The following is a 17,885-nucleotide window of genomic DNA, read 5'->3' as shown; positions in this document are numbered from 1 at the left end:
TTATTCCCCCTTTTCAGCTTCAGGAGCAGCACCTTCAGGAGCACCACCTTCTGGCATTTCACCTTCTGGCATACCTTCAGGCATTTCACCTTCAAGAGGCATTTCCATTTCAGGAGCTTCAACATCTTCGCCATCCAAGGACAAAAGATTGACTGTTTCACCATCAGAAAGGTAGGATTGACCAACATTAACCATAACATCACCAATGGAAAGACCAGAAACGATTTCGGAATATTCACCAGATTCTACACCAGCAACGATAGGTGTTTGAACTGCTGTAATACCATCCAAAACGAATACACAGTCAACGCTGTCTTTTGTTACAATCGCACTTGTAGGAATTACGATGGTTTCTGTTACATATTCTTTGATCAAGCTGACAGAAGCGAGCATACCGCTTTTGATTTTGGCATCTGCATTGTCAAGAGCAATGATAACATCATATGTACCACTGGAGTTTGTGCCAGAGCTTGCTGTCACAACTTCACCGATGAATGGTTCATAGGAAAGAGATGTGATGGTTACTTCTGCGCCGTCACCAATTTGGATGGTGTTGATTGCTTGTTCGGAAACACCCACTTCAATTTTGATTGTGGACAAATCCATTACAGTGAAAGCAGCAGAGCTCATGCTTGCTGTTGCGCCCACTTCAATGTTTCTGTCTGTAATCACACCATTGATTGTGGATTTTACAGAATAATCAGCGATGGAGCTGTTGAGAACACTCAGTTGCACTTGCAAAGAATTGAGGTTTGCAGCAGCAGATTTGTATTGGTATTCATATTGATCCATTTCTGTTTTGGAAATTGCACCTTCTGTGTACAAAATCAAGTTGTTTTGATAAGTCAATTCTGCATTGTCACAAGCCAATTGAGAAACTTCATAACTTGCTTGTGTGGTTTTCAAAGAGTTATAGAGGTCTGTGGTATCCAATGTGAAAAGCACTTGACCTTTTGTAACTGTGTCACCAACTTCTGCATAAACCGCTGTGACTTCCGCAGAACCAGCAGCCATAATGGAAACTTGAGAAGAAGGAGCTGCTGTACCAGAGTACAAGAATGTGCTGGAAATTTCATCTGTTCCAATGGTCATAGCTTCAACTGCACGTGAAGATGAGGAAGCGCCACCGCCCATACCACCAGACATACCACTAGGTGGACCACCAGCCATCATTGCATCACCACTGCCACCACTTGTGGAAGAATAGATTCTGAATGCAACTACAGCGATAATCGCAACGCAAATACCACCAAGAATTAGTTTTTTCTTCATTTTGTTTGACCTCCAGTAAATATAATTTGATTGATTGCCTGTAGATGATGGTAGAGTTCCTTTTGCTTGGAGGAATCTTCCAATGATAAAATTGCACTGGTCTTTTCCATCATTTTATTCTTTGTTTCATTTAATAAAGCTGTTCCTGTTTCTGTTAGGGAGATGTATACATATCTACCATCATTGTTGCAAGTTTCACGTTGCAAATATCCTTTGTTCACCATTTGCCCAATGCTTAAGGATGTACTGCTTTTGCTTAGGGTCAAAGCCTTTGCCAAATCGGAAACTGTAATTTTACCACAAGATTCGATCTGAAACAGAAAATTCAGCTGTTGCATGGTCAAAGAACCTTGGTTGGCTTTTCCATTGACATTGAGAATATCACCTAGATGTGATCTTGCAAATGTAAGCATATAAGCATTGAACCGAAGCAGCTCATAAGCAAGACCTTCATTTGTGTTCATTTCTAAGAAAAACCTCCTTTTGTGTTCTTTTTTTGTGAATCTGACGCTAAATTCGACCCATATTACCAGCATGGGTAACTTAGCATACGAAATGTTCAATTTATTTTATTCTAAATCCTATTAGATAGCAATAGGTTTTATAATAAAACTAGATTAGAATTTAATTGGAAATACTTAATGTAAATTTTGGAAATGATTTTTCAAAGGAATAGGAAGGTAGATTGCATGTCAGCATTTTTTGTGATATCATAAAATTCTGGGAACCATGATGGGTGGTTTGCCTCTTGTTTATTGTGAACGAGAGGAGGTGGTGGACATGAGTACATATGAAGTATTGGTGGTAATGCTAAGGCAATACCGCATAACTCTGATTGCAAAATTTACGAGTGGATTTTTTCGTCACAATTATCAAAAAACGCAGGTGATATCGGAAATATCATCGAGTATTTTTGGTGATTCTGACGGGAAAATAAACCGCAAAGGTTGTGATAGAGGGTTGTGAGGTATTGCCCTAATGTTTGGTACGTTTCTTGTGGCACTTCTCTCTTATATCGGAAAGAAATAAGAGAAATAAAAAAGCTACCCTCATCAACTTCGCCGGTTTTTAGGGTAGCCTGAATCAAACGCGAGGTAGACCACTTTGGTGGTTCCCTTTGAAAATACAATATCATAAACATTGGTATTTGTCAATGTGCGAAAGAGCATCCCATAGCTTTGTGTTGTGGTGATTTGAGGTTTACATTACGGGTGCCCACACAGGGACACCCCTACAATTCCCAATGAAATCATGTGTATTGCGGAAGATAGCATCCTTAATATCCCTTTGGATTTGGGCGTTTTCACCATTCATTTTTCACTATGTAGAGAACGACGCCCTCGTCGTTCTATTTCCTTACAACATATCCACAGCAACTTTCAAGAACAGCAACACCATTACCACCAGAATCATCACACGTATGATTTTGGTTCCTTTTTTGATGGCTAAACCAGCACCAATGTAATTCCCCAAAATACCAAAAACAGCAGCAGGAATTGCAAGTGGCAAATAGACAGTTCCTTCTATGAAAAAGACAACCAAAGCAGCATAGTTGGAAGCAAGATTCAAACACTTTGCATTGCCAGAAGCAGTACGTAAATCGTATTTCATAATGAAACAAAATGCCATCAAAGCAAAAGTGCCTGTTCCTGGTCCAAAAATACCATCATAAAAACCCATTGCAAGACCAATCAATGTACCAAACACCAATTTTTTGTTTCTGGATAGCGTGTCAGATAAATCTTCAATACCCATGTTTTTGTTCATCAAAGTGACAACACCCGCAATGGGTAAAATAATCAGCAACATGGTTTTCAATGTGGCATCATCCAAATATAAAACAATTTTTGCAGCAATACCAGATGCAATAAAGGCACCAATTGCAGCACAAATGCCAACTGGAATATCCAACATTTTATGTTTCCAATAACGAATGGAAGCAACTGTAGTGCCAAAAGAAGCAGAAAATTTGTTGCAACCATACACATAATGCATAGGCAAACCAGTCAATGTATATGCAGGCAGGGTAATCAAACCACCACCACCAGCAATGGAATCCAAAAAACCAGCCAAAAATGCAGCCACCATAATCATAATAAAATCACCGGTGGAAACCCATAAATCAGAAAACATAATATAGTCCCTTTCTTGGTAGACAAAAAAATAAACCCCACATTGTTAAGGTAACACCACACAACTCTAGACTACAACCTTTGTGGTTTATTTTCCTGCCATAATCACTCAAAATACTTGACGATATTTCCGATATCGCCTCCGTTTTTTAGTAAATATGGCAAAAAAATCTACGCACAAATTTTACAATCAGAATTATGTAGTATTTCCTTGAGGAATTTTCTTGACAGAATTTCAATTTTCCCATAAAATAAAAGCAAGGAACCGACATAAGCGGTACCCAATTCAAGTTTAAATTAAATGTATTAAAATAAACCGTCTATTGTGAGTAGGCGGTTTATTTTTTTATTTCGACAATAATCGCATATACCATAATGAGCATTGCGATGAAAGTTATCTCCATAAAAATTCCCCCTTTCATACGGTATTACCGTAGACTTCGATACCGAAGTCACGATTGGGAGGTGCCGCCTACATCTGCTTATGCAAAATACATAAAGCAGATTCCTTGCAAAAATCAGTATACTACTTGTGTCGAAAAATGTCAAAAGATAAGATTCCTCATTCCATTTGGAATGACAGTATGTGGTATTTTGTCATTCAGAGGAATTCAATGATGAAGATGGTTTTCATATTACGGGCGTACACATAGGTACGCCCCTACAGTGCATCCATTCTGTTATTCTTCACTCTTCACTGGTGACCCAGTCACCACTACATCCACTTCTGCAATGCCATATGCCAAAAACTGTTCCATCATATCTTCTGTAATCACTTCGCCACTGATGGCAATGGGAATTGCTGGTGGACAAGAAACAGCAGGCAACGCACAAATTCTGCCAAGTGATTCTGTGGTTTTGATGGTTTCAGATGGTGATAGCATTGCATTGCGAATGCTCATTTTTTGTTCATGTGTCACAAGTTGCATAGTAGGTGTTGGTTTTTGTATAGGTTCCAAAATGTGTTCCAATGCCTGTTCCACAAACATCAATTCCGTTACCACATCTGAAATTTCATAAAATGGTGCAACCACAGCTTCTAGGATTGCCAATTCCATATGTTCTGTCATAGGAGAAATCATGCAAACCACCACTTCATCATCAGCAAATTCACACACAATATTTTCTTGCAAAAGTTCTTCTTCCATAGCAAATCCAGACAACCCTGTTTTTTGGCAATCCAACACAATTTTCAAAGGTTCACTGGGAAGTATGGTTACATTTTGTGCCAATAGGCGTTCTTTGCATTCTGCCACCATTTGCACAGTGCTGGAAAAATCAGCATCTTCCAAAAGCCATTTGTTGCACAAATCCAAAGACTGCAAAGTCAAATAAGAAGGGCTTGTGGAACCAAAGAAGGACAAAGCACGTCTGGCTTGTGTTTCATAGGAGACCATTGCAGTTTCATTGACATGCAAATAAGCACCACCTGTCAAAACAGGCAATGTTTTATGGGCAGAATCGGCACACAAATCAGCTCCCAAAGCCATTGGATGCATAGAAGGTTCCAAAAATTGCAAATAGGCACCATGTGCATTGTCCACCAACAGTGGCAATTCCAATTCATGACAAACATCTGCAATTCCCTTGATATCTGCCATATTTCCCAAATAATCAGGTGATGTCAAATACACAGCCATTGGCAGTTCCTTCATATTTAATAGGACTTCTTCTAAAGATTCCGGTGTCACAGAACAAGAACAAAGATGTTCCTTTGTTTTGGGATACAGCCACTCAATATCCAAATCCAAATGAGCAGCAGCATGAAGCAAAGCTTTGTGGGCATTGCGACCTGCCAAAATCACATTGCGACCACTTGGTTTTTGGTGATGCAACAAAGCCAAATAGAGCATAGCACCAATGCATTGACTGGAACCACCAGTGGAATAGAAACTGTGTCTTGTGCCAAACAAAGAAGTGGCATTGTTTTCGGACTCCAGAATGATACCCTCTGCATGATATAGATTGTCGGCACCAAAAAACTCAGTGATATCACGATTTTCTACACCCAAAATACCCAGACCTTTGTGTCCAGGCATATGGAGACGTATGGGTTGCTTGTTTTCATATGCAGAAATAAAATCATAGATTGGTGTTTGCATGGTGCCTCCTTTCAGTCGGCAAGTGAATGACTAATGGTGAATGGTGAATGACTGAAAACAATAAAAACAAGCAGGTAGAAGCCTACGTTTATGGTGGATTGGATGGTACCTGTAGGGGATGGCGTCCTCGACATCCCGTTGGTTTTATGGCAGTTCATGACGGCAAGAGTAGAGGTCATCATTTTGCAAGCAAAATCACACTACGTGTGACCGCCATATCTTTGGCGGTGAGTCCTGCCCTACAAATACCGTCGTATTTATATATCATCCCATCCCAATCCTTTGCAAAAACGTAGTTTTTGCCTATCGGGTTGAGCGTCGCACGCTCATGGGGTTTGGGGCAAAGCCCCAAGGTCTGTCTTTATTACGTTTCATCTGCTACTTTCATCATAATCGCACATTCGATACGTTTTTTGAACAATTCACATCCATATTCATAAATACCATTGATGTTGCCTGTTGCGTGGTATGCATTTGCAGCACAGCCACCAGAACAGTACAATCTAGCCCAACATTCTTTACATTCTTTTCTTGCATAAGCGTTACAAGAGCGGAATTCCTCTTGGGCAGCAGTGTTTTTCACACCATCCCAGATATTTCCAAGACTATAAGCATTATCGCCAACAAATTGATGACATGGGAACAATTCACCCCAAGGAGTCACTGCCATATATTCTGTACCAGAACCACAACCTGTAATTCTCTTATACACACAAGGACCATTGGACAAATCAATGGTGTAGTGATAGAAAGTAAATCCATTGCCTGCTTTTTTACGTCTGATCATTTCTTTTGCCAAGATTTCGTATTGTTCAAAGAGTTTTGGCATATCTTCTTCTGTCAAAGCATATGGGTCAGCTGGATCACAAACAACTGGTTCCATGGAAAGTTCTGTGAACCCAAGGTCTGCCATATGGAAGATATCCTTTGTGAAATCCACGTTGTTGTGTGTGAAAGTACCACGCATATAATATCCTTGACCATTTCTGGCTTCCACAAATTTCTTGAATTTTGGTACAATCAAATCATAACTACCGCCACCAGAAATGGTTTTACGCAAATGATCGTGTACTTCTTTTCTACCATCCAAAGAAAGTACCACATTGTGCATTTCTTTGTTTGCAAATTCGATGACATCATCATCAATGAGAACACCATTTGTGGTTAAGGTGAATCTGAATTTTTTGTTATGAATTGGTTCCAATGTTCTTGCATAAGCCACCAATTCTTTGACCACTTTCCAGTCCATAAGGGGTTCGCCACCAAAGAAATCCACTTCTAAGTTGACACGAGTTCCTGAATTTGCCACCAAAAAATCAAAGGCTTGCTTACCCACATCAAAACTCATAAGAGCACAAGAAACATTGGATTCATGGTATTTTCCTTGTGCAGCAAAGCAATAGCTACAGTTCAAATTGCAAGTATGAGCCACATGCAAACACATGGCTTTGATGACATTGCTGTTGAATTTGTATTTGTTTGCCAAATCCTCGTAATCGTCTTCTGTGAACAGTTTACCGTTTTCTTTGAGATAGGCAATATCCTCAAGACAGACAAGAATTTCTTCCTTTGTCACGTCTGGTTGGTCTTGGTATTTGTCTAAAATGGTTGTTACAATTTCTTCTGTTGTTTTGGATTCATACATGGAAATGATGTCATAAGCCACTTCATCCACTGCATGAATGGAACCGCTTGCTGTGTCCAAAACGATGTTATATCCGTTGTTTTTGTATTGATGTATCACTTGGGTTTCTTCCCTTCTAAATTGATGGTTGTGGGATTTGTGGTATTACGGCCGATTCATGAATCGCCCCTACAATTACAAATAGTATGTTTTCTTGTAGGGTATGGCGTCCAGGGCATCCCGTTGGTTTGCAGATGTAAAAAAAATGCCACCCATTCAGGTGGCAACAACTTTGTATTTCTTATTTTTGTGTGTTTTCACAAGGTTGGTTTGCAACACCACAAGATGTTTTACAAGCAGATTGACAAGATGTTTGACATTCGCCACAGCCACCTACGATAACGCTTTTTTTCAAGTCACGTGTTTCCATAGTTTTAATTCTTTGCATAATAAGTCTCCTATCTAAATTGATGTATTTTGTTTTGAACTGAGTTGATATGTATACAAATGCACATAAAAACCTATTTTATATAAAAAAACCATACCACATTTGATACTATTTGTCAATATAGATACATGGAAACCCTTGTTTTTATTGGTTTTTTCACATGGAATATGATAGAATAAATAAAAAGATAAAAGATAAGATTCTTCGTCACGTTGTTCTTCTAATGACAGGATTGTGGTTATGGTATGATGTGGGCATCATCCCCTACATTTTGTTGGAATGCATTGTAGGGGCGACCCTATGTGGTCGACCGCATTTTTACACAAAACAACACCTATTTGAAAACGGATATGATAAAAAGGAGGTTTTCATATGAAAATAGCATTGGTACAAATGAATGTGGTGGCAACACCAAAGGATAACTTGGCACATGCAAAGGAATTGCTCCAAGAAGCAAAGAATTTGGGTGCTGATATTGCTGTTTTGCCAGAAATTTTCATCTGTGGATACAACAACGCTTGTTTTCCAGAACATGCACAACCAGAGAACAGTCCTTTTATGGAAGAAATGGCGAAAATGGTTGGGGAATTGGGTATCTATTTGGTGGCAGGTTCCATTCCAGAATTGGATGGGGACTTGATTTACAACACTTCCTATGTATATAACCCACAAGGTGAAATCATTGCCAAACATCGCAAAATGCACCTCTTTGATATTGATGTAAAAGGTGGTCAATATTTCAAAGAATCTGATGTGCTTTCCCCAGGGGATACCTTCACAACATTTGCAACACCTTGGGGTAAAATGGGGCTTATGATTTGCTTTGACATTCGTTTTCCAGAACTTGCACGCTTGTTGACTTTGGATGGAGCAAAGGGTATTTTTGTACCAGCTGCATTCAATATGACCACAGGACCTGCCCATTGGGAACTTTCCTTTAGAGCACGTGCAATGGACAACCAAGTGTATATGGCAGGGGTTTCGCCAGCCAGAAATACAGAAGCATCTTATGTTGCTTATGGACACTCCATTTCCACCAGTCCTTGGGGTGATGTGATTCACCAAATGGATGTAACAGAAGGCGTTGCCATTGTGGAATGGGATTTGGAGCAAGTGGATAGAATAAGAGAACAGTTGCCATTTTTATCTGGCAGAAGAAGGGATTTGTATGAATTGCAAAAGAAATAGGGTGATGTTATGGAAGTGGCAAAACGCAAACAAACCAGATTGCAAGAATACGATTATAGCCAAAATGGTGCTTATTTTGTAACAATTTGTACCCATGAAAAACAAAATTTATTTGGAACAATTTCAGGTGGTGAAATGCAATATACACCATATGGAAAAATTGCATACAATGAAATTCTACAAACGCAAAACAAACGTGAACAACAGGGTATTACAATAGATAAATTTGTTGTTATGCCAAACCACGTACACCTCATCATATCCATCAATGTAGGGTCACGGCTTGCTGTGACCGCTCACTACAATCAATTTTCCAAACCCGTATCCAATTCGCTACAAACCATTGTAGGTGGATATAAATCAGCAGTAACCAGAAAGATTCATCAATATGAAGCGGAAACGGACATGGCGAGCCATGTCCCTACAGTGTGGCAGACGAGGTTTCATGACCACATCATACGAAACGAAGCATCTTATCTAGGAATCTGGCAATATATTGATAACAATGTACTATCGTGGGAGCAGGATTGCTATCATACAGAATACATTCAGGAGGGTTTACCATGACACAAACCATTTATCTTGCAGGCGGTTGCTTTTGGGGCACCGAAAAATACATGGAACTTTTGACAGGTGTTTCATCCACCAAAGTCGGCTACGCTGTAGGGGAGGGGTTCTATTCCTCCCATCACGAATTGCCAGAAACCACCTCCTACGAAGCCGTTTGCAGTGGCAATGGCTATGCAGAAGCGGTGGAAGTGATTTTTGAGGATACAACCATCCAATTGGAAACGTTGCTCAAGGAATTTGCCTATACCATAGACCCCACCACCTTTGGCAGACAAGGTGCTGATGTGGGTGTCCAATATCGCACAGGCATTTATTATATAGATGAAACACAAAAACAAGTTGCAGAATCGTTTTTGTTGGAATTGCAAAAGAAATATGACGCACCACTCCAAGTGGAATGTTTGCCTTTGTTGCAATTTGTCGAAGCAGAAGCATACCATCAAAAATATTTGACCAAAAATCCACGTGGATATTGCCACATCAACTTTGCAAAAATTGCAAAACTGAAACAGCGTGTGGTGAATCCAGATTTATACAAACGACCAGAAACAGCAGTTTTAAAGGAAGAATTGAGTGATTTGCAATTTGCAGTCACACAACGAAACGCTACAGAACCACCATTTCGAAATGTATTTTGGAACCACAAAAAAGAAGGGATTTATGTGGATATCACAACAGGAGAACCTCTTTTTTCTTCCAGAGATAAGTTCGATTCTTCCTGTGGATGGCCATCTTTTGCAAAACCAATGGACCCCAACACCATCAATGAGTATGACGATTTGTCTTTTAATATGATTCGTACAGATGTCAGAAGTCGTGTAGGCAATGCACATTTGGGTCATGTGTTTGAGGATGGACCACAGGAATTGGGTGGGTTACGCTATTGCATCAATTCTGCATCCCTAAAATTCATTCCAAAAGAGGAGATGGAAGCAGCTGGATATGGTGCATTTTTGGCATTTCTGTAAAAAACTGTTGTAATTTTTCCATAAGAGTTATACAATAAGAAAATGAATGCAATCGCAACCAACGGGCGACCAATGGTACGCCCCTACAAATCCCAAAATGGAAATGTGGTGGCAATTGTAGGGTTGATTCACGAATCAACCGCAATATTATAACAATCATGCAATCGTAGGGTACGCATTGTATGCGTATCGTTATCAAATATAAAACATATACAAAGGAGCGATTCCAATGAACTTACTCACAATCAAATCTCTCTATAGAGAAACTGCTGCATACAGTGGCAAAGAAGTATCCATCGGTGGTTGGGTGCGTACCATGCGTGTTTCCAAAAACTTCGGGTTCATCGAACTCAATGATGGTTCTTTCTTCAAAAATGTACAAATCGTATTTGAAGCAGATGCTGTTGCAAACTACGAAGAAATCACAAAACAATGTGTTGGTGCTGCTTTGGTCATTCGTGGCACTTTGGTGGAAACACCAGATGCAAAACAACCATTTGAAATCAAAGCTTTGGCAATTGATGTAGAAGGAACCTCTACACCAGATTATCCTTTGCAAAAGAAACGTCATGGTGTGGAATTCTTGCGTCAAATTGCATATTTGCGTCCAAGAACCAACATGTTCGCTGCAACTTTCCGTGTGAGAAGCTTGGTTGCTCATGCAATCCATACATTCTATCAAGAACGTGGCTTTGTATATGCACATACTCCAATCATCACAGGTAGTGACTGTGAAGGTGCTGGCGAAATGTTCCGTGTCACCACACTCGATATGGATAATTTGCCAAGAACAGAAGATGGCAAAGTGGACTACTCCAAAGACTTCTTTGGCAAAGAAACCAACTTGACAGTAAGTGGTCAATTGTCTGCTGAAACAATGGCAATGGCATTTAGAAATGTATATACATTTGGACCTACATTTAGAGCAGAAAACTCCAATACCACACGTCATGCTGCTGAATTCTGGATGATTGAACCAGAAATGGCATTTGCTGATTTGGCTGATGATATGGAATTGGCAGAAGATATGTTGAAATTCATCATCCAATACGTTTTGGACAATGCTCCAGAAGAAATGGAATTCTTCAATAGCTTTGTAGATAAAACATTGCTCGAAAGACTCAACAACATTGTAAGCAATGACTTTGGTCGTGTGACATACACAGAAGCAGTGGATATGCTCATCAAAAGTGGTCATGAATTTGAATATCCTGTTGCTTGGGGTATCGACTTGCAAACAGAGCACGAACGTTTCTTGACAGAACAAATCTTCAAAAAACCAGTGTTTGTTACAGATTATCCAAAAGATATCAAAGCATTCTACATGCGTATGAATGATGACAACAAAACTGTTGCAGCAATGGATTTGCTTGTGCCTGGTGTTGGTGAAATCATTGGTGGTAGCCAAAGAGAAGAACGTTTGGATTGCCTAGAAGCACGTATGGAAGAAATGGGTCTCAACAAAGAAGACTACTGGTGGTACATGGATCTCAGAAAATTCGGTGGTACACGCCACGCAGGCTTTGGACTTGGTTTTGAACGTGCAGTTATGTATGTAACTGGTATGGGTAACATTCGTGACGTTGTACCTTATCCAAGAACTGTAAAAAATGCAGAATTCTAATTGCAAATAAAACGAAATCAAACCGTGGGTATCTACCTGCGGTTTTTTGTTGTGACAAAACCACCACTGTCATTCAGAGGAACAAAGTGACGAAGAATCCTAGATTTGAATGAAGATTCTTCACTACGTTCAGAATGACAAGTGGGCTGTAGAGGTGGATTTATGTGTCCGCCTGTAAATCTAAAAGGAATTTGAAAAAATTCACCATCAAAATCACCTGATTTTGTGCATTTTAGAGAATTCTTATTGTACTGAATTTTGTACCAAAATCAAAGTGCTTTTATTAAAATTTGGAAAGTAGCATTTGATATGTGCAAGTTTTTGTGGGGATAAACCTGTGACTTCTGTGGATAACTCAAAGGTAAGTTTTTTTGCAAAAATTGGCGAAAACTGCGTAGAAATCGGCAATTTGTTGAGTTATACACAAAGTTATCCACTTTATCCACAGGTAAATGTAAAAAGAATGTGAAATAAATGTGGAAAAATGAAAGGTCTGTGGAGAAAAAATAAAAAAGGGGTTGTATAATTCTAACAAAGTTTTTGGAACCCTTCTGTAAGAATAATTTGGCTAAATCCATAAAAATATATCCAGATTACCCAAAAGTATTGATGGGTACCAAAGAAACATTGGTATCGTCAAAGAATTGTAAAAAATGGTTACAAAATAGCCAGAAGAAAAAAACTAAGTGAAAAAAAGGGTTTTGGAAACTTGTGTGGAATATATATACCATAAGGAAATATTCCTTGTTGCAATCGTTTTACTTTGTGTTTTGCAAAGAATCAAAAAGAGCCAAACTTGGCTTGAAGGGAGTTGTTGTTTATGTTATACAACATCGTAGGAAAAAACATTGACGTATGGGACAAGACAAAAGAAGCAATCCTTCTGAAAATGGGACGCATTGAAAAATTCTTCCCTGACGATGCAGAAGCAGTCATTACACTGAGTGTAGACAAATCCGTATCCACTGTAGAAATAACCATTCCTTTGAACAAACGTAAAATTCGTGCAGAAGTCCAAGCTGATGATATGATGGTTGCTGTGGACAAAGCTGTTGATATTTTGGAAGGTCAAGTGGTACGTTATAAAAAAAGAATGCGTACAAAAGTTCGCCAAGGTAGCGACTCTTATATGGCAGAATATCAATCTATTTTGATTCCAGAAGACACATTGGATGAAGAACCACTTTACAAAATCGAGCGTGTGAAACATTTTGAAGTGAAACCAATGGATGCTGAAGAAGCGGTTATGGAAATGGAACTCATTGGACATAGCTTCTTTGTATTTAGAGATGGCGAAACAGATGAAATTTGTGTGGTATACAAACGTAAAAATGGATCTTATGGCTTGATTGAACCAGAAGCATAAGCACTACATAAATCCATGCATAAAGGATAAATGGATACCGATTTCCAAGGTTTAGAGAATATCTAACATAGGAAGTCGGTATTTTTTGTGGTAAAATAAGGATATATATACAGGCAAACAAAATGTCTACCATTGATATTTTTCCAAGAAATGAGTATACTACCAGTAATGAGGTGAAGATATGAAAGCATTGGTCACAGGTGCAACAAGTGGAATTGGTTTGGAAATGGCAAAGGTGCTCCACAATATGGGTTATGAATTGATTTTGGTCAGCAGAACCAAATCGGCTTTGGAAGAAACCAAGTCACTTTTGGGTGATGGTGTAGAAATTTTTCCAGCAGACCTTTCTTCTGCCACTGATTGCAAAGCTTTGTTTTCATTTGCCAAGGACAAAGGGGTTTCTGTTTTGGTGAATAATGCTGGTTTTGGTGTGTATGGCACTTTTTTGGAAACAGATTTGGAAGAGGAATTGAATATGTTGGACTTGAATTGCAAAGGACTTCATATCTTAACCAAGCTGTTTTTACAGGAATTTCAAGAAAAAGATGCAGGCTATATTTTGAATGTGGCTTCTTCTGCTGGTTTCTTATCAGGACCATTGATGGCTTCCTATTATGCAACCAAAAACTATGTGGTGGCATTGACAGAAGGCATTTACCAAGAACTGAAGGAAGCAAAAAGCAATGTACATATTTCCATGCTTTGTACAGGTCCCATAGAAACAGGGTTCAACAAACGAGCAGGCGTTGCAACTTCCATGAAAGGGATTTCTGCAAAAGAAGTGGCAGAATCTGCAATCAAAGCCATGTTCCAAAAGAAATTGTGGATCATTCCAGAACCAACACTTGCAATTTCCAGTGTACTCCAAAGGTTGGTACCCAAACGGGTGCTGTTGTCTTTGGTCTACCAGATTCAATACAAAAAAAATCCCTTTTAAGATAAGTATATTTGTTGAAATCATCTATCCTCTACAACAAATCTGTGTACTCTGTAGGGGCGACCCTATGTGGTCGCCTGTTTTCAGATTGCATAACGCTTATGATAAAATCCCAATTAAACTGAATGAGACCTAACATACATGAACATATTTTAATTATGTAGGGAATGCGTTGCATGCATTCCACTTTCGGTACGCATACAATGCGTACCCTACAAGATATAAAAGACCTTTTGTCTTTAATTGGGACATAATAAAAAGGAAAAGAGAGGCTAATTTATGAATGTTTCATATGAATACAAAGGCGGGAATCGTTTTCTGAAGCTGATTTTTGCATTATATAAAGGATATCGTGGCAATGAAGTCAGCAAAACTGCTGCTTATTTGACTTACTATATGATGTTTGCCATATTTCCATTTTTGATTTTTGTCAGTTCGGTATTGGGCTTTTTGCAATTGCCACAACTGCCAACAGAGGGCTATCTTGTGGCTGCAATTCCAGCAGAGGTGTTGTCCCTTGTGAATATGACCACAGAACATATGATGGAAAATAGAAGCACATCTTGGTTGACCTTTGGTGCTGTGTTCACCCTTTGGTTCCCCTATCGTGCAACACAACATTTGCTGCGTGCCATCAATGGCATTTATGGATATGACACTGCAAAACACCATATGATTCGTAGCATTTTTCTTGCTATTTTGCTGATTGTACTCTTCCCTATTTTGATTTTTGTATTGCTTATGGGCAAAGAGTTTTTGGAAATTTTAAGCTTATTTTTACCTTGGTTGGATGCCATTACACCACTTTGGACAACACTTAGATTTCTACCAATTGCTTTTGGGTTGTTGCTTTTGGTATCTGCCATTTATTACTTTTCACCCAATGAAAGACCACCTTTGCGATACGTATTTTCAGGTGCATTGGTCAGCACTGTCTTTTGGTTGCTCTTTTCTATGGGATTTGCTTATTATGTAGACAAAATTGGCAGATATTCTTCGTTGTATGGTTCCATTGGTGCCATCATTGCCTTTTTGGTTTGGATGAATGCCAGTTTCATTGCTCTTTTGATGGGTGGTGTCCTAAATCGTATTTTGTGGCAAGCGAAAGTCTAACCAGTCAATAGCCAAAATTTCACGTAGGGTTGATTCACGAATCAACCGCAATAATAGAAACGGGCAGCCACATAGGGCAGCCCCTACATAAATGACAGCAGACGGGTAGGGTTGATTCACGAATCAACCGCAATAACAGAAACGGGCAGCCACATAGGGCAGCCCCTACATAAATGATAGAAGACAGAACGTATCACTTGTAGGGTATGATGCCCACGTACCGCAACAACCCAACAGAAAGGATTCCCATGAAACCACCAATTTCCAATATCCAACTGCATACAGACTCCAAAACACCCCTATATTTGCAATTGGCAACTGCCATTGGTTCTTGTATCCAAAATGGGGATTTGATGCCAGATGCAAAACTGCCTGCAATTCGTAAAATGGCAGATTATTTCGGTGTCAATTCTGTGACCATTGTGACAGCTTACAAACATTTGGAGCAAAAGCAAATGGTCTATTCTCGTGTGGGTAGTGGCACTTTTGTGTGTCCTGTTCCAATGGAGGAAGTGCCGGAATTTGTCCATAAGGGGAATCAGTTCTTCCAAGCACATCGTTTGCATATGGAAAACGCAATTGATTTTGCAAATACATCTTTACCAAAGGAATTGTTTCCAGTGGAAGCCTTCAAAACTGCTTTCAACCAAGTGTTGGATGTAGAAGGTGGTGGTGCTTTTCGCTACATTGAACCAATGGGATATTTGCCATTGCGTGGACAATTGGCAACTTTCTTGAGCCAATATGGGATGCAAGCCACAGCTGAAAACTTGCAAATCATATCTGGTGCACAACATGGTTTGGATCTCATTTCCAAGGCAATGCTTGGCTTTGGTGATGTGGTTTTTGTGGAAAGTCCAACTTTTTATGGTGCCACAGGTGCTTTTTTGTCACGTGGAGCCAAAATCATTGAAATTCCAATGGAATCCGATGGTATGAAAATGGAGCTCTTGGAAAGCTATCTGAAAATATACCAACCAAAATTCATCTATATGATGTCCTATTTCCAAACGCCAACAGGTATCTCCTATTCTATGGAGAAAAAACGCAAACTTTTGGAATTGGCAGAAACCTACAACACCTATATTGTAGAAGAAGATGATTATTATGACTTCCATTATGGACGTGATCGTATTTTGCCACTGAAGGCATTGGATCGCCACAATCGAGTCATTTACATCAAGAGTTTTTCTAAGATTTTGATGACAGGTCTTAGAATGGGTTTGATGGTAATGCCAAAACCAGTGCAACTCCGTGTATCTGAAATCAACCAAACAACAGACATTGCCACATCTGGTTTCATCCAAAAAGCAATGGAACTCTATTTGAAAGACAACGATTTGACAAAATATGCAGAACAAATGCGACGTGTGGGTAGCGAAAAGTATCGCAAAACCCTATTCTTTGCCAAGAAATATTTGTCGGAATATATGACATATGAATTGCCAAATGGTGGCGTTACCCTTTGGATGGAATTGCCAGAAGGTGTTTTGGCACAGGATTTCTGCAATCGTATGTTGGAGCGTGGTGTGATTTTGATTGCAGGCAGTCAGTATGAATTGGTGGAAAAAGAAAAGGAATACATACGTCTCAGCTTTTGCAATGTCAATGATGATGCTTTGCAAGTGGGTATGAAACGTATGGCAGAAGAACTTAGAGCAAGCGAATCTCATCAATAAAACCAAAATCCAATAAAACCCTTGACAAATGGAGATGTCCTAACTATAATCAAACTATCTTTTGATTTAATATGGATAAAAGCCATAAAAAGAAGGAGTACCATATGGAAACCTTTGCAGAGAGGGGATGTTTTGGTGTGAAATCCTCGGTAATTCCAGTGGGAAGCAGTCTTTTTGGATGCACAGCTTTGGAGCAGAAAATTGTAGTATGCCCCAACGTATATCGGCGTTAACGATTCAAGCGACAGATGTATTTCTGTAAGCAGGGTGGTACCACGGTTATCATCGTCCCTGATCCTTTTGGATTGGGGGCTTTTTTATTTGGCGTTGCCCAATAAAAGACTAATGGCTAAGGGTGAAAGGTGAATGGCTAAAAACCTGACAAACCGCAATTGTAGGGCAAGGGTTCTACTCTTGCCGCAACAATTATAAACCACCAAAACCAAACGGGACAGCAAAGCTATCCCCTACAACATCCATATATTGGCACAACCAAACGGAATGGTCAAGACCATTCCCTACAATGCATACAAAATTATTGTACTGTAGGGGTGATTCACGAATCGACCGCAACCATTATAAACCACCAAAACCAAACGGGACAGCAAAGCTATCCCCTACAACATCCATATATTGGCACAACCAAACGGAATGGTCAAGACCATTCCCTACAACGCATACGAAATCATTGTACTGTAGGGGCGATTCACGAATCGACAGCAACAATTATAAACCACCAAAACCAAACGGGACAGCAAAGCTATCCCCTACAACATCCATATATTGGCACAACCAAACGGAATGGTCAAGACCATTCCCTACAATGCATACGAAATCATTGTACTGTAGGGGCGATTCACGA

At 39.5% G+C, this 17,885-nt stretch carries 15 protein-coding genes and 1 other annotated feature; of the genes, 9 read left to right on the top strand and 6 right to left on the bottom strand.

Going from position 1 to position 17,885, the window contains the following annotated elements; all coding sequences use genetic code 11:
* Positions 1 to 1,272, bottom strand: a complete 1,272-nt coding sequence (locus MJY40_RS15175) for an efflux RND transporter periplasmic adaptor subunit (protein WP_317855018.1) — start codon at positions 1,270 to 1,272, stop codon at positions 1 to 3.
* Complete coding sequence (locus tag MJY40_RS15170; RefSeq protein ID WP_317855017.1) at positions 1,269 to 1,736, bottom strand: MarR family winged helix-turn-helix transcriptional regulator; 468 nt, start codon at positions 1,734 to 1,736, stop codon at positions 1,269 to 1,271. Before MJY40_RS15170 ends, MJY40_RS15175 begins: the two co-directional genes overlap by 4 nt.
* Positions 1,737 to 2,052: 316 nt before the next feature.
* On the opposite strand from MJY40_RS15170, the gene MJY40_RS15165 reads away from it, so the two are divergent.
* Positions 2,053 to 2,238: a hypothetical protein gene (locus tag MJY40_RS15165; protein ID WP_317855016.1), complete on the top strand. Its 186-nt coding sequence runs from the start codon at positions 2,053 to 2,055 to the stop codon at positions 2,236 to 2,238.
* A gap of 390 nt (positions 2,239 to 2,628) precedes the next feature.
* Here the strand turns inward: MJY40_RS15165 and MJY40_RS15160 are convergent, their stop codons facing one another.
* The 4 genes from MJY40_RS15160 to scfA all read right to left on the bottom strand — a co-directional run bounded on the left by MJY40_RS15160 (position 2,629) and on the right by scfA (position 7,578).
* Positions 2,629 to 3,405, bottom strand: a complete 777-nt coding sequence (locus tag MJY40_RS15160) for a sulfite exporter TauE/SafE family protein (protein ID WP_317855015.1) — start codon at positions 3,403 to 3,405, stop codon at positions 2,629 to 2,631.
* A 679-nt stretch (positions 3,406 to 4,084) separates the two neighbouring features.
* Positions 4,085 to 5,506 (bottom strand): aminotransferase class I/II-fold pyridoxal phosphate-dependent enzyme, encoded by a 1,422-nt coding sequence (locus MJY40_RS15155; RefSeq protein WP_317855014.1) that lies wholly within the window; start codon positions 5,504 to 5,506, stop codon positions 4,085 to 4,087.
* A gap of 364 nt (positions 5,507 to 5,870) precedes the next feature.
* Entirely contained in the window at positions 5,871 to 7,250 is a 1,380-nt protein-coding gene (scfB, locus tag MJY40_RS15150) for a thioether cross-link-forming SCIFF peptide maturase (protein WP_317855013.1), read from the bottom strand.
* A gap of 181 nt (positions 7,251 to 7,431) precedes the next feature.
* Positions 7,432 to 7,578, bottom strand: a complete 147-nt coding sequence (gene scfA, locus MJY40_RS15145) for a six-cysteine ranthipeptide SCIFF (protein ID WP_317855012.1) — start codon at positions 7,576 to 7,578, stop codon at positions 7,432 to 7,434.
* Positions 7,579 to 7,950: 372 nt separating this feature from the next.
* On the opposite strand from scfA, the gene MJY40_RS15140 reads away from it, so the two are divergent.
* From MJY40_RS15140 to pdxR, 8 genes are all read left to right on the top strand, one after another.
* Complete coding sequence (locus MJY40_RS15140; protein ID WP_317855011.1) at positions 7,951 to 8,766, top strand: carbon-nitrogen hydrolase family protein; 816 nt, start codon at positions 7,951 to 7,953, stop codon at positions 8,764 to 8,766.
* Between the two features lie 9 nt (positions 8,767 to 8,775).
* Positions 8,776 to 9,333 (top strand): transposase, encoded by a 558-nt coding sequence (locus MJY40_RS15135; protein WP_317855010.1) that lies wholly within the window; start codon positions 8,776 to 8,778, stop codon positions 9,331 to 9,333.
* Complete coding sequence (gene msrB / locus MJY40_RS15130; RefSeq protein ID WP_317855009.1) at positions 9,330 to 10,304, top strand: peptide-methionine (R)-S-oxide reductase MsrB; 975 nt, start codon at positions 9,330 to 9,332, stop codon at positions 10,302 to 10,304. The genes MJY40_RS15135 and msrB overlap by 4 nt, the downstream gene beginning before the upstream one ends.
* Positions 10,305 to 10,533: 229 nt before the next feature.
* A complete protein-coding gene (gene asnS, locus MJY40_RS15125; RefSeq protein WP_317855008.1) occupies positions 10,534 to 11,928 on the top strand; it encodes an asparagine--tRNA ligase in 1,395 nt (464 codons plus the stop codon).
* Between the two features lie 820 nt (positions 11,929 to 12,748).
* Positions 12,749 to 13,294, top strand: a complete 546-nt coding sequence (gene hpf / locus MJY40_RS15120) for a ribosome hibernation-promoting factor, HPF/YfiA family (protein WP_317855007.1) — start codon at positions 12,749 to 12,751, stop codon at positions 13,292 to 13,294.
* Between the two features lie 181 nt (positions 13,295 to 13,475).
* Positions 13,476 to 14,231: an SDR family NAD(P)-dependent oxidoreductase gene (locus MJY40_RS15115; protein WP_317855006.1), complete on the top strand. Its 756-nt coding sequence runs from the start codon at positions 13,476 to 13,478 to the stop codon at positions 14,229 to 14,231.
* Positions 14,232 to 14,510: 279 nt separating this feature from the next.
* Positions 14,511 to 15,344, top strand: a complete 834-nt coding sequence (locus MJY40_RS15110) for a YihY/virulence factor BrkB family protein (RefSeq protein WP_317855005.1) — start codon at positions 14,511 to 14,513, stop codon at positions 15,342 to 15,344.
* Positions 15,345 to 15,592: 248 nt separating this feature from the next.
* Positions 15,593 to 17,023, top strand: coding sequence for a MocR-like pyridoxine biosynthesis transcription factor PdxR (pdxR, locus tag MJY40_RS15105; RefSeq protein WP_317855004.1), 1,431 nt, complete (start codon positions 15,593 to 15,595; stop codon positions 17,021 to 17,023).
* Positions 17,024 to 17,098: 75 nt separating this feature from the next.
* Positions 17,099 to 17,319, top strand: a binding site (T-box leader).
* Positions 17,320 to 17,885: the final 566 nt, after the last annotated feature.

This window comes from Chakrabartyella piscis (assembly GCA_030067835.1).
Taxonomy (GTDB): Bacteria; Bacillota; Clostridia; order Lachnospirales; family Anaerotignaceae; genus Chakrabartyella; species Chakrabartyella piscis.
The sequence above is the reverse complement of the archived record's forward strand: the minus strand, read 5'-3'. Positions and strand labels throughout refer to the sequence as shown.